At 34.6% G+C, this 14,030-nt stretch carries 15 protein-coding genes and 1 tRNA gene; 2 read left to right on the plus strand and 14 right to left on the minus strand.

Features of this window, described 5'->3' with window-relative positions; all coding sequences use genetic code 11:
- A partial coding sequence (locus BHU68_RS17325) for a hypothetical protein (RefSeq protein ID WP_216115528.1) occupies positions 1 to 474 on the plus strand: 474 nt, incomplete at its 5' end.
- A 46-nt stretch (positions 475 to 520) separates the two neighbouring features.
- Here BHU68_RS17325 and BHU68_RS11090 read toward each other — a convergent pair.
- The 7 genes from BHU68_RS11090 to thrC form a co-directional block, all read right to left on the minus strand.
- On the minus strand, positions 521 to 1,783 hold the full coding sequence (locus tag BHU68_RS11090) for a 6-phosphofructokinase (RefSeq protein ID WP_069470270.1): 1,263 nt from the start codon (positions 1,781 to 1,783) through the stop codon (positions 521 to 523).
- Between the two features lie 82 nt (positions 1,784 to 1,865).
- Positions 1,866 to 2,084, minus strand: a complete 219-nt coding sequence (infA, locus tag BHU68_RS11095; protein WP_069470269.1) for a translation initiation factor IF-1 — start codon at positions 2,082 to 2,084, stop codon at positions 1,866 to 1,868.
- 33 nt (positions 2,085 to 2,117) lie between these two features.
- Positions 2,118 to 2,888 (minus strand): TatD family hydrolase, encoded by a 771-nt coding sequence (locus tag BHU68_RS11100; protein ID WP_069470268.1) that lies wholly within the window; start codon positions 2,886 to 2,888, stop codon positions 2,118 to 2,120.
- 4 nt (positions 2,889 to 2,892) lie between these two features.
- Positions 2,893 to 3,273, minus strand: a complete 381-nt coding sequence (locus BHU68_RS11105; RefSeq protein ID WP_069470267.1) for a DUF4189 domain-containing protein — start codon at positions 3,271 to 3,273, stop codon at positions 2,893 to 2,895.
- A 35-nt stretch (positions 3,274 to 3,308) separates the two neighbouring features.
- Positions 3,309 to 5,768 carry a glycogen/starch/alpha-glucan phosphorylase gene (locus tag BHU68_RS11110; RefSeq protein ID WP_069470266.1) on the minus strand — a complete coding sequence of 820 codons (2,460 nt, stop codon included), beginning with the start codon at positions 5,766 to 5,768 and terminating at the stop codon, positions 3,309 to 3,311.
- A 60-nt stretch (positions 5,769 to 5,828) separates the two neighbouring features.
- On the minus strand, positions 5,829 to 6,809 hold the full coding sequence (locus tag BHU68_RS11115; protein WP_069470265.1) for an SH3 domain-containing protein: 981 nt from the start codon (positions 6,807 to 6,809) through the stop codon (positions 5,829 to 5,831).
- Between the two features lie 26 nt (positions 6,810 to 6,835).
- On the minus strand, positions 6,836 to 7,900 hold the full coding sequence (gene thrC, locus BHU68_RS11120) for a threonine synthase (protein WP_069470264.1): 1,065 nt from the start codon (positions 7,898 to 7,900) through the stop codon (positions 6,836 to 6,838).
- 109 nt (positions 7,901 to 8,009) lie between these two features.
- Here thrC and BHU68_RS11125 point away from each other — a divergent pair.
- A tRNA-Ile gene (locus BHU68_RS11125) sits at positions 8,010 to 8,086 on the plus strand.
- A 44-nt stretch (positions 8,087 to 8,130) separates the two neighbouring features.
- Here BHU68_RS11125 and glmS read toward each other — a convergent pair.
- The 7 genes from glmS to BHU68_RS11160 all read right to left on the minus strand — a co-directional run bounded on the left by glmS (position 8,131) and on the right by BHU68_RS11160 (position 13,988).
- Positions 8,131 to 9,963 (minus strand): glutamine--fructose-6-phosphate transaminase (isomerizing), encoded by a 1,833-nt coding sequence (gene glmS, locus BHU68_RS11130; RefSeq protein ID WP_069470263.1) that lies wholly within the window; start codon positions 9,961 to 9,963, stop codon positions 8,131 to 8,133.
- Positions 9,964 to 10,008: 45 nt separating this feature from the next.
- On the minus strand, positions 10,009 to 10,338 hold the full coding sequence (locus BHU68_RS11135; protein ID WP_069470262.1) for a hypothetical protein: 330 nt from the start codon (positions 10,336 to 10,338) through the stop codon (positions 10,009 to 10,011).
- A complete protein-coding gene (locus BHU68_RS11140; protein ID WP_069470261.1) occupies positions 10,328 to 10,837 on the minus strand; it encodes a hypothetical protein in 510 nt (169 codons plus the stop codon). Before BHU68_RS11140 ends, BHU68_RS11135 begins: the two co-directional genes overlap by 11 nt.
- Before the next feature lie 294 nt (positions 10,838 to 11,131).
- Positions 11,132 to 12,430, minus strand: a complete 1,299-nt coding sequence (locus tag BHU68_RS11145; protein WP_069470260.1) for a formylglycine-generating enzyme family protein — start codon at positions 12,428 to 12,430, stop codon at positions 11,132 to 11,134.
- 32 nt (positions 12,431 to 12,462) lie between these two features.
- Positions 12,463 to 12,948 (minus strand): DUF3368 domain-containing protein, encoded by a 486-nt coding sequence (locus BHU68_RS11150; RefSeq protein ID WP_083234136.1) that lies wholly within the window; start codon positions 12,946 to 12,948, stop codon positions 12,463 to 12,465.
- Positions 12,945 to 13,217, minus strand: a complete 273-nt coding sequence (locus BHU68_RS11155) for a UPF0175 family protein (protein WP_069470259.1) — start codon at positions 13,215 to 13,217, stop codon at positions 12,945 to 12,947. Before BHU68_RS11155 ends, BHU68_RS11150 begins: the two co-directional genes overlap by 4 nt.
- 33 nt (positions 13,218 to 13,250) lie before the next feature.
- Positions 13,251 to 13,988 carry a heme ABC transporter permease gene (locus BHU68_RS11160; protein WP_069470258.1) on the minus strand — a complete coding sequence of 246 codons (738 nt, stop codon included), beginning with the start codon at positions 13,986 to 13,988 and terminating at the stop codon, positions 13,251 to 13,253.
- Positions 13,989 to 14,030: the final 42 nt, after the last annotated feature.

Consider the following 14,030-nt stretch of genomic DNA (forward strand, 5'->3'; position numbering starts at 1 on the left):
GAAGAAGATCTAACAATAAATGTTATTGCACCAATTATAAATAAAGTAGATTTCTTTTTATTTGATGAAGAAATAAGAAACTTTTACGAACAAAGTCTAATTTATAAAACCGAGAAATTTATATTTAATGGGATAACTGACTTTTTAGTATCAAGTGGTCTTAAATATAGTAAAAAACCTTATTTTTTTATTCAAGAATTTAAAAAATCAAAAAAAAATGACGATCCACAACCACAACTTTTAGCAGAACTGATAAGTGCAGTAGAGCTAAATAATTGGAATACTATAAAGGGTGCTTATATTATAGGAGAAAATTGGAATTTTGTTATTTTAGAAAGGTTTGAAAAACATAAATACCAATATTTTGTCAGTAGAACTTTTAATTGTACAAATATAGAAGATTTGAAAGGGATTTATAAGAATTTACTGTTTGTGAAAAATGAAATCATTGAGATGGTTAAAAGTGATGGTTAAATCTGTCAGGTTTTGAAAACCTGACAGGTTTTGCTACGATTTAGACTTATTTCAATTCATAAGTACTAGCTAATTTTTTCGCTATGCCGACATTTTTCAATTCGACATATTGTGGTAAACCATCTTTATATGGAGGATAGTCTTCTCCTAAAATCAATGGTTGTAAATATTCACGGCAAGCTTCAGTAATACCAAAACCATCTTCAGAAATATATTCTGTTGGCATCATTTTTTCAACATTAGCCACATCAGCTAAATCTGCTGAGCCAATTTCCCAAGTATATGGATTATTAGATGTACGTACTACTGTTGGCATTACTGCATTTTTACCAGCTACTGCTAATTCTACAGCGGCTTTACCTAAAGCATATGCTTGTTCAACATCTGTTTTAGATGCAATGTGACGAGCAGCGCGTTGTAAATAATCAGCTACTGCCCAATGATATTTATATCCTAAATTATCTTTAATCATTTGGGCAACTACTGGAGCTACACCGCCTAATTGAGCATGTCCAAACGCATCTTTACCGCCAGCTTCAGCTAAAAATGTACCTTCAGCATTTTTAACACCTTCTGAAACTACAATCGAACAATAACCGTAAGTTTTAACAGCATGATCTACTTTTGCTAAGAATTTTTCTTGATCAAAAGTAATTTCAGGGAATAAAATAATATGTGGTGCATCACCTTCTTTTTCTGCGGCTATACCACCAGCAGCAGCAATCCAACCAGCATGTCTGCCCATTACTTCCATGACAAAAATCTTGGTTGAAGTTTTTGCCATTGAGGCTACATCAAAACTAGCTTCACGAATAGAAACTGCTACATATTTAGCTACTGAACCAAAACCCGGGCAGTTATCAGTAATTGGCAAATCATTATCAACAGTCTTTGGTACACCAACACAAGTGATTGGATAACCCATTTTTTCGCCAATTTGTGATATTTTATGTGAAGTATCTTGAGAATCCCCACCACCATTATAGAAAAAATAACCAATATCATGTGCCTTAAACACTTCAATTAAACGCTCATATTCAGCCTTGCTTTCTTCTAAACCTTTTAATTTAAAACGGCAAGAGCCAAAAGCTCCAGATGGTGTATGACGTAAAGCAGCAATATCAGCATCAGATTCTTGACTAGTATCAATTAAATCTTCTGTTAAAGCTCCAATAATACCATTACGCCCAGCATAGACTTTTCCGATTTTATCTGGATGTTGACGCGCGGTTTCAATAACACCACAAGCACTAGCATTAATAACGGCTGTAACACCACCGGATTGGGCATAAAAAGCATTTTTTGGCATAAGCTTCTCCTTTTTTAGGTTAAAAGCTTATGATTATACTAAATTCTGTAAAGATTATGTGAAAGTGAGGTGAAATAAATAATTAGCGAGCGCGATAAGTTATACGCCCTTTAGTGAGATCATAAGGTGTTAATTGTACTGTGACTTTATCACCTGTTAATATGCGGATATAATGTTTACGCATTCTTCCTGAAATATGCGCAGTAACAATATGGTCATTTTCTAATTTGACACGGAATGTAGTATTAGGCAAAGTTTCTACAACTGTACCATCCATTTCAATGTTATCTTCTTTAGGCATAAATTCTTTATTAGTACTTAATAATATTTAATATTACACTTTAATATATTTGCTATTTAATTGCAAGAAATTATTTGTGGTTGCTTGTGCAATATTATCAAAACTATCTTGCCTTAAATTAGCAATATATTCAGCTACATGTCGTACATAAGCTGGTTGATTGGTTTTGCCACGATATGGCACTGGAGCTAAATAAGGTGAATCTGTTTCTACCAACATACGATCTAAAGGCATTTTTTTGGCGACATCTTGTATCTGTTTGGCACTTTTAAAAGTGACAATGCCGGAAAAAGAAATATAAAATCCCATATCCATAGCTTTTTGAGCCACTTCCCAATTTTCAACAAAACAGTGCATGATGCCACCAACTGCAGCTGCATTTTCCTCACTTAAAATTCGCAAAGTATCTTCTGCTGCATCACGAGTATGAATAATCAAGGGTTTATCAATTTCTTTAGCTGCTTGAATATGTCTGCGAAAACGCTGTTGTTGCCAACTTAAATCACCTTCATTACGAAAATAATCTAAACCAGTTTCGCCTATGGCAATAACCTTGGCATCATCAGCTAAATTGATAAGTGTATCAACATCAACAGTCAAATCTGGATCAGTAGTTGGATGAATACCTACTGATGTATAGACATTATCCATACGTTGGGTAATATCTAATAAAGTAGGAACATGATCCAAATTAATAGCAACAGTTAAAAAATAGCTCACACCTTGAGCTTGAGCATCAGCAACCAGAGTTTCTGGATTACTATTTTTAATTAAATCTAAATGGCAATGTGAATCAACTAACATAAAATTATCTATTAGTACATACTGTACGAATAACACGGCAACGATTCGTATAGCGGCTACATACATTTAAAGCATGACGTTTAGCTGTTGTTCTTTGAACACCCGAACCGAAGCCAAATTTACCATTATAGCCTTTAGCGAGTGCGCCGCAACCATTTTTAAATCCAACGATTACTTTGCAATCTTTTTTGCTTGCGCGTATTCGACATAAACGTATTGCTCGTCTCTTTGCAGAATATTGATTCTTATAATTATAAGAATAACCATGTGCGCCAGTTGAGCTAGAATAAGCAATTGCACCATATTTATTTGCTGCAAAAGCTGATTGATGACTTAAAACTAGTACTATGCTTAATACTAAGTTAATATTAAATGTGCGTGACATAAAGGGTCTCCGATTAATAACCCCTATTGATAATATCACATATTATCAATAGGGGTTGGTTTTAATCCCCAAATTTCATCGGAATATTCTTTAATAGTACGATCAGAGGAGAATTTACCCATATTTGCTACATTTAATATTGTTTTACGTGTCCATTCTTGTTGATTTTTATACAAATCATCAACTCGTTGTTGGCATTTGATATAGTCTTCATAGTCTGCTAATAACATAAAATTATCATTGTCATATGTCAGCGCGTCAACAATTGATTGAAAAATTGACGGTTCACTTGGCAAGAAATATCCTGAACTTATCATATCTAATACTTGTTTCAGTTCTTTATTTGCATGATAATAATCCCAAGAATGATAGCCTTGTTGCCGCAATGATGCTACACCTTCAGTGGTTAAACCAAAAATGAAAAAATTATCTGCACCAACTTCTTCACGAATTTCTATATTAGCACCATCTAATGTACCAATGGTTAAAGCACCATTTAAAGCCAGTTTCATATTGCCAGTGCCTGATGCTTCTAAACCGGCGGTAGAAATTTGTTCTGATAAATCAGCGGCTGGAATAATTTTTAAGGCATTGGAAACATCATAATTAGGAATAAATACTACTTTTAAACGCCCAGCTACGATTAGATCATTATTAACAACATCGGCGACACTATTAATTAATTTAATGATTAATTTTGCCATCATATAACCAGCAGCTGCTTTACCAGCAAAAATCACAGTGCGTGGCACTATATCAATTTCAGGATTTGCACGAATACGATTATACAAAGTAATAACATGCAAGATATTCAGCAATTGCCGCTTATATTCGTGCATACGCTTGATTTGCACATCAAACATGGAATTAGGATTAATTTCAATACCTAATTTTTGTTGAATAAAATCTGCGAGTTTTTGCTTATTGTTGTGCTTAATTTGTTTAAATTCAGCGCAAAAATTCTCATCATTTGCTAATGGTATTAAGTTTTTCAGCTCAGCAAGATCTTTTCTCCAACCACTACCAATGCGATTATTAATTAACTGTGTTAATTCTGTATTCGCCTCTTCAAGCCAGCGACGTGGAGTAATACCGTTAGTCTTGTTGATAATTTTATCGGGATATAAACGGTCAAAGTCATTAAATAATGTAGTTTTCATTAAATGGGTGTGCAATTCTGCTACCCCATTGACTTTATGACTACCAATAATAGCCAAATGACTCATACGAATATGTCTTTCACCATCTTCACCAATAATAGACATACGTCTTAATATATCTATATCATCGGGATAACGCGAACGAACTTGTTGTAAAAACTCATGATTTATTTGATAAATAATTACTAAATGGCGGGGTAATAATTTTTCTAATAAATTAACTGACCATGTTTCTAAGGCTTCAGGTAATAGAGTGTGATTGGTATATCCAAAAATATTGCGACTAATATTCCATGCTTCATTCCAAGAAAGATGATAATTATCTAATAATAAGCGTAATAATTCAGGTATAGCTAATACTGGATGAGTATCATTAAGTTGAATCGCAATATGATCTGCTAAATTGCGAATATCATCATTATTTAATAAATAGCGGCGAATAATGTCTTGTATTGAGGCTGAGATAAAGAAATATTCTTGGCGTAATCGTAATTCACGCCCCATTTGTGTGCTATCATCAGGATATAAGACTTTAGACAAATTCTCAGAATCATTTTTATCTTCAACAGCTTTAACATATTCACCGACATTAAAGCAGTCTAAATCAAATTCGCGTGAAGATTTAGCCGCCCAAAGACGCATATAATTAACATTAGAAGTGCCATAACCTTGCATTGGCGTATCATAAGCCATAGCCATTACGTCATCAGTATTTTTCCAATGATAACTTTTATATCCTTGATCATTATCATACTCAACAATATTGCCACCAAAACGAATATGATATAATAATTCAGGGCGTGGAAATTCCCAAGGATTGTTATAGCGCAACCAATTATCAGGTTGTTCTAATTGAAATCCATCATGAATACGTTGATAAAACATACCATACTCATAACGAATACCATAACCATATCCGGGTAAATTTAAACTCGCCATTGAATCTAGGAAACAAGCGGCTAAACGTCCTAAACCACCATTACCAAGAGCTGGATCAGGTTCTAAATCAGACAATTTTTCTAATGAAAGCCCTAATTCCTTTAAGACTTGATCACACTGATCATAAATACCTAAATTTAATAAATTTTTTACTAAAAATCGTCCAGTTAAAAATTCTAATGACAAATAATATACTCTTTTAGCATTTTGCTTACGATATTCATCAATAGTAGTCATCCAATGTTCAGTTAGATAATCATTTAGAGTATAAGCAAGAGCATTAAACCAATCTAATTCAGTTGCCGTTTGCGATGGTTTGGCAACTGTATGACGTAAATGCTTTAAAATATCTTCCTTAATATGAGCTGCATTTAGTTTATTTATATTGTTATTCATTGTGAAATGTGGTTTTAAATATGTTTTAGATGAGCAAAAAATATGCTCATCTATATATTTTTATTCTGGCTTAATTAAAGCTGCTATTTGACTGATTTGATTTAACAGTTTCTGTTTTTGTTGATAATTGGTTTTTTTAATTACCTGCTGTAACATTGAAATTTGCATTTGCAAATATTCAAAATCTTCTTGTGGTAATCGTACAGGAGTTTTAGATGAACCAATAAACTTAGTGATATTGTCTAATGCTTGATTAGCATATTTACCAGTAGGATGAAATTTCAAATATTTACCGCTAGTATCATAAACTCGTTGAAATTCACATTCAAAAAAACCTTCACATTCTCCACCAAAACCATTTTCTATAGCAGCCCATGCAATTTCATCTGAAATTGGTAATTGATAATATTTATCATGCAAATCCCAATATGTCTGAGAATTAATAAGCCATGTATCTTGAACTTCATCAAAATAAATCAAGTATCTTTGTTGCTGTCTTTCTACCCAACGGCGATAAGGAGCTAAATAGGATTTATTAACATCAAGTTTATGAATTGCGGTTTGTAGAGATGATAAATGTAATAATGCTAATTCAGCGGCAATATCAGCGGGATATTTGATCTGATTCTGAGCTGTAAACAGAAAATCTGTCAATTCCATCTGTTTAGAGACAGTTAAATTAGCTTGTAATTGTTTTTGTACTAGTTCAAGGTATGCTTGAGCGCGTTGTGAAGTATCAAAATTACTAAATTTTTTACCAAAAATCCAGCCTTTTTTACCATCTGAAGTTTTAATTTTATACCAATAATCTAAAACTGAACGAATCTTTGCAGGTGCTGCGGAACGTTTAATTTCTTTAATAATAGTACCAATTCGCAACTTTTTAGTCAAACGAGCATAACGATATGGGCTAATACGTACATGTACCCTATAATCGCTAATGATTCTATAATCGCTTGCCGCCACAGCGGTATTGAGAAATGGAACAGATAAAAATAACAATAAGAAACTGCTGATGAAACTCTTACTAAAATAATTCATTGTTAATGCCTTATATTGAGTTGAAATTAATCCATATTCTGCAAAATCGCCGCTTTAACTTCTTCAAGTTGAGCTTTGATCTTAATTAAAGGAGCTGTGCTTTGACTAATTGCAGTGTCAGGATCTTTTAAACCATGCCCAGTCAGTGTACAAGTTATAACACTTCCTTCTGGAATTCTACCACTTTTTATATCTTTTATCGCACCTGCGATTGAAATTGCTGATGCAGGTTCACAAAAAATACCTTCTTTTTCTGCTAATAATTTTTGTGCTGCTAAAATTTCTTCATCAGAAAATTCATCAAACCAACCACCAGAATCTTGTTGAGCGGTTACTGCTTTATCCCAACTTTGTGGATTACCAATACGAATAGCAGTTGCGATAGTTTCAGGATTTTCTACTGGTTTACCACGTAAAAATGGCGCGGCACCACTGGCTTGATAACCACACATTTTCGGCTGTTTATTTGAAAATTCACTAAATCCCATCCAATAAGCACTGATATTACCAGCATTACCCACAGGCAGGCAATGGTAATCAGGTGCTCTACCAAGTGCTTCAATAATTTCAAAAGCGGCGGTTTTTTGACCTTGTAAACGATATGGGTTAATAGAATTAACAATAGTAATAGGTGCATGATCTGCAACTTCTTTTACTAATCGCATACCATCATCAAAATTACCTTTAATTTGAAGTATAATGGCACCGTGCATCATAGCCTGCGCCAATTTACCTTGAGCAATTTTACCTTCAGGAATAAGTACAAATGAAGTAATACCGGCTCTAGCACTATAAGCAGCGGCACTAGCAGAGGTATTACCAGTAGAGGCGCAAACGGTAGCTTTACTACCTGCTTCAACAGCCTTAGTAATAGCCATAGTCATACCACGGTCTTTAAAGGAACCGGTAGGATTTAAGCCTTCATATTTTACGTAAATATCAACATCTATCCCTAAAATTTTAGGGATATTATGAAGACGTATAAGGGGCGTATTACCTTCGGTTAAACTAATAATACGAGTATCGTCTTTTATGGGTAAATAATCACGATATTTATCAATAAGTCCAATATAACGAGAAGCTTTTAACATAAAAATCTTAAAATTTGTAAATAAAAAAGAATTATATTAACAAATTTTGAAATTAAGACTTGTATTATTTTAAACGACGTGATAGAATGCGTTCGATTTTTAAAATTTAGGGCCTGTAGCTCAGTTGGTTAGAGCAATCGACTCATAATCGATTGGTCGTAGGTTCGAGTCCTACCAGGCCCACCATCTTTTTTAAGACCTGACAGGTTTTTAAAACCTGTCAGGTCTTTTTATTCCACAGTAACAGACTTAGCTAAATTGCGAGGCTGATCAACATCTGTACCTTTAATTAAAGCTACATGATATGATAATAATTGTAAAGGAATTGTGTAAATTATTGGTGAAATAATTTCTTCAATTTCTCCTAGTTGAAGTACTTGAATATATTCTGAATTTTTCATGATTGCTTGATGGTTGGCAAAAATTAATAATTGCCCTCCTCTAGCTTCCACTTCTTGTAAGTTTGATTTCAGTTTTTCTTGTAAGGAATTATTTGGTGCCACTGCTATTACTGGCATGTCTGCATCTACTAATGCTAAAGGTCCATGTTTTAGTTCACCTGCTGGATAGGCTTCGGCATGAATGTAAGAAATTTCTTTGAGTTTTAAAGCTCCTTCCATTGCTATTGGGTATTGAATCCCTCTACCTAAAAATAGACTATGTCGTTTATCTGCGAATTGTTCTGCTATTTCTTCTATTGGATCATTTAGTTCTAAGACTTTTTCAATCTGTTTTGGTATAGATAGCATCGCTTTAACAATTTCTTGTTCTTGTTCACTACTTATACTGCCGCGACGACGACCTAATATAACTGTCAACATTAACAATGCAACTAATTGAGTTGTAAAAGCTTTTGTTGAAGCAACACCAATTTCTGGACCAGCATAAGTCATTAACACCATATCAGATGCTCGTACTAATGAACTTTCTGCGACATTACAAATACTCAGACTTGGACCAAAACCTAAACGTTTAGTTTCTTCTAAAGCGGCTAAAGTGTCAGCAGTTTCACCAGATTGAGATAAAGTAACTACTAAAGTATTAGGTGTTGGTAAAGGTTGACGATAGCGGAATTCACTTGCAATTTCAACTGTACATTGTATTTTAGCTACACTTTCCAACCAATAACTAGCTACTAATCCAGCATGATAACTAGTACCACAAGCAATAATTCTAACAGAATCAATATTTTCTAATAAAGTCTCAGCATTGGGTCCCAAAGCGGCTTCTGCAACATGTCCATTATGAATACGACCTTCTAATGTATCAATAATAGCTTGAGGTTGTTCAAACATTTCCTTTTGCATGTAGTGGCGATATTCACCACGATCTGTCGAACCACCTCGTAATTGACTTAATTGTTCTGCACGTGTTACAGGATTACCAGAGGCATCAGTAATATTGATCTTATCGCGCTGTAATTCAACTAAATCACCATCTTCTAAGTAAATAATTCGCTGTGTTACAGAAGTTAAAGCTTGTACATCAGATGCAACAAAGCATTCACCGATTCCAAGTCCAATAATTAATGGGCTACCATGTCGTGCCGCTATCAGATGATCTGGTTCATCAGAACTAATTACTGCAATACCATAACTACCTTCCAATATTTTTAAAGTATCAGAAACAGCGGCATACAAATTTTTACCTTGATCAATATAATAATGAATTTGATGAGCTATAACCTCAGTATCAGTATCTGATTCAAATTCATAACCTTTTTCTTCTAATTGCTTACGTAATTCGGCATGATTTTCAATAATACCATTATGAACAACCGCTATTTTATCCTTAGAAGTATGTGGATGCGAATTGATTTCACTAGGCTTGCCATGAGTTGCCCAGCGAGTATGAGCTATACCTATAGGTGAAGATAAATTAGTATTATTAACTTTTGTTTCTAATTCATTTACTTTGCCTAAAACTTTTAGAGTTTCAAGCTGTTGCTCATTAATTGTAGCGAAGCCGGCAGAATCGTAACCACGATATTCTAAACGCTTTAAGCCTTCAATCAGAATTGGAACAACATTACGTTGTGCTATTGCAGCAATAATACCGCACATATTAACTCCTTTATGTTTTTTTAATGATTTTTATTTTAATACAATTTAAATGCCAGTGCCATTAAAATTTATTATGGCTGCTTTGTCAGTACCTAAAAAGGAGCCACTGTAACAACTATCTAGGATTAAAATTTGTTGTATATCAGTTGGTAACATGTCTAGCAATTGTTTTAGGTATGTGGCTGATAGTTGAGAATTGTTCATTATCAAGAAGTTGTTGGGGCTTGCATGTCCATGTAGAAAAAAGATAAATTGTTGTCCAGTTGTTAATTTAGTTGCCGCTTGCTCAAAAGCAGCTTTTAATTCTGTTTCAGGATCAAAAAAATTATAGTCTAGTAATTCATCTTCTTGATAAAGATCAAGATTAATATCCATTGCTTAATTTATATAAACTATTATTGTCAGAACCTCCAGCGGCTATTATTATGGCTTGTCCAACACTATCTAATCGTTCTGCTGGTAAGACCATTTGAACTTTATAAGATTCGCCATTGAATCTGATCCAACCAGTTAATTCTGACCATGCTTCACCAGAAAATTCACCAGTTTCTAAGTTAATTTTAACTTGAGAATGATCGGATTTAAACATTACCCAACCAAAATTTTGATTCCACGCATAACCAGACAAATTACCTTGCCCATCATGACTTACTTTCCAAGTGTCACCGTTTAATTGTAACCAACCAATATTTTCAGCCCAAGCATAACCTTCTAAGTGATCAGGAAATACCTGAACTTTAGCATGATTTGAATTAAAATCAATCCAACCACTATTAGTTGACCAAGCATATTTATTGTTGCTATCAATGTTATTTGCTGCTGATAATATGGTGGGTGATATTAATAATATTAGGTATATTATGTATATTTTCATTTTTTGAATCCTGTTTGGGTTTATTGGCTATTATATATCTTCATCACTCTGTAATTTAGCTGCTTCAAATAATTCATCAACACTTTTATTTAAAATTGTCTGAATCAGGATTTACAGGATTTTAGAATTTTCAGAATATCACGAGTTCAAAGCTTTGCTTTGAACTCCAGTAATCAAGCTAATCAAGAAAATCAAAAAAATCAAGGTACAGACAATTAGTACCTTGATTTTCTTGATTATTGCCTTATTATTAAAAATAATTTAAAAAGGGTAAAAGGGATAAAGTAAAAAGGGTTATAGCCTGGAGACCCGGAAGCCCACGTCGTTGCCGCGGTTCGCCGGCTTGCCCCCGTTGCGGAAAGCCGAGCGCACGTTCCTCGCGCCGTCGTTCCACGAGCCGCCGCGAAGGGACAAACTGCTATCATTATTGGCATTATTTTTGCTTAAATAAACAGCTTCTTTACCATTATATGGATTTGCCCATTCTGAGCAAGTCCACTCCCATAAATTACCTACAGTATCATATAAACCAAATTGATTAGCTGCAAAAGACCCTACTGGTGATGTATAATCAAAACTATCTCCACAATTAGAATTACACACGCCGTTATTTGTACCAATCTCATTACCCCACCAATATTTAGTCTCCGTACCTGCTCTAGCTGCATATTCCCACTCAGCCTCAGTAGGCAAACGATATTGTTTACCGGTTTGATTAGTTAGCCATTCTACATAAGCAGTTCCATCATTCCAACTTACACATGTGACTGGATGATTATCATTTTGAGAAAAATTAAGATTCTGCCAATTAGCACCTTCTTGAGAACTCCATGAACCATCCTTATATACATAACAACTATTTTGCTTTTCTCCATCAGTCTTATAGCCAGTTGCATTAACAAATTTTCTAAATTCACCAACAGTAACTTCAAATTTCCCCATAGCAAACTGCCCCACAGAAACAGAATGCACTGGTTGTTCATTACTCTCACCACCACCTTGAATGTCACCCATTCTAAAAGTACCAGCAGGGATCATAACCATATCTGGACCAGAACTACCATCTTTCAAAGTATCACGAAAAGTAGAACCAGCAGTTGGAGTTTGAGGTTTTGGAGTATAAGTACCAACCACACCAAAAATACTAACACCAGCGCGAATATTTTCAGGCTTTAAATTAGCATCACCTTTCACAACACCCGCCTGATAATAACCAGCGGCAATAGCCTGATCAGCCGCTTGAGGAACATAAGTCTTAGCACCATGAACAGGCATAGTACCAGTTTGTAAACCCCAACTATCAGTTAAGCCCCAATACTTTTTACCAGCAGGAACTTCATTTGGATTAACCCCATCTGCAACTTTAGCAGGGGCTTTATCCATTAACTCATTCAAATTACAACCACTTTTCGTACCCGGAGCAGAACTTGGACCACGAAAAACCCGCTTCTCACCAGCCACCCCAGACTCCAAACGCTGACAAACATCAGGAATACTATACATAGCAGTAGAAGGATCACCCGGTGGTCCTGATGGACCAAAAGCATATGCTGCTAATGGTAATATAGTTAGTGTTAATATTGTTGATTTCATTTTGGTTTTTTCCTTATGATCTTAATCATAGATTATTGCATTTGTTCTACTATTTTGGCATATATTGTTTTACTTAAGCGAAACCCTTGAGCTAGCAATTCATCTAAGGCTTTTTTGCCATTTTGAGGATGCCCTTGATAGTAACGAAGAAGTAATCCAACTGTACCAGTCAATCCTATATTTACTGATTCAGCTATATAACGACCATCACCATCATCAATTAATAACAGATCAGCATCAATTTCTTTCGCAAGAGCAATAGCCTCAGCTTCACCATCATCCAGTGAAATCTTTAAAAAAGTTACAAGATCACTATTGCTGACTTGACAGCAATGAATCCAATCAGCATTTTTTAGCTCTTCACTGCCAGCTCGTCCCTTACTGGCGGTGACTACTTCAGCGTAAACAGCAGGTGGAATCGCAATCTCTCCAAATAATTCTTGGAGTAAATCAAAACGATTTATTCGTGCTAAAGCAATCAACGGCGTTGAATCAGAAACTACTTTAATAGTAGTCATGATAATAATTTATTTAAGGTTTCTAAATCGTTTATGCTATCATCTGCGGAATAATGAATATCGACACCACGTTCATTTAATAATTGAATCATTTCCCATTTATTAGATAGCCCAGCAAATTCTTTCGCTTTTCCAAGAGAAAGTTTGCCTTCTCGATAAAGTTCAACCGCAAGGCTTTTACGTAAGTATTCTACCCATTGTGTTTTAGGTATTTTAAGTGTCACCAAAATGGAATGGGGTATTTCCAAATTTAATTTTGTTTGTTGCATATCATTTAGTTTTCAGTTCACAAAGTAAGAATATTATGTATTTTTAACTAATGCCTGCACCCAACTACTATTACGTTCTCTTTCTAAAACTTCGCAACGCGCACGCATTAATACTGTTAAAAGATAATACAGTTTAAATGCCACTGCCATTAATAATAATGGTATCAACATAGAAATATGAATAGAAGGGGCATCAAATTTCGTAATAGTTGCGCCTTGATGTAAAGTATTCCACCATTCTACAGAATAATGGATTATAGGAATATTGACCACACCTACTAAAGCTAATACCGCAGTAGCACGCGCCGCTATACGTTTATCTTCAATTGCAGAATGTAGCGCAATCACTCCTAAATATAAAAACAACAAAATTAACTCAGAAGTTAAACGAGCATCCCATACCCACCAAGCACCCCACATAGGCTTACCCCATAAAGAACCAGTGACTAAAGCTAAAAAAGTAAATGAGGCACCAATAGGTGCAGAACTTGCCGCAATGACTTCAGCTAATTTAATACGCCAAACTAATCCAATACCACCAGCAATTGCCATGATCATATAAATCATCATAGACATCCATGCTGCTGGTACGTGTATAAAAATAATACGATAACTATCTTTTTGTTGATAATCCATTGGAGCTAAGACTAAGCCACCAATCAAACCTGCCAGCATAAAAGCTAGACAAAACCAACCAACCCACGGTATTAAACGTCCAGAAAAAGAATAAAAATATTTAGGTGATGAGAATTTATGTAAGAATTTCCACATAATTGTTATTTATAAAAGATATTGTTATGAATGATGAATAGT

The organism is Candidatus Marithrix sp. Canyon 246 (assembly GCF_001723685.1).
Classification (GTDB): Bacteria; Pseudomonadota; Gammaproteobacteria; order Beggiatoales; family Beggiatoaceae; genus Marithrix.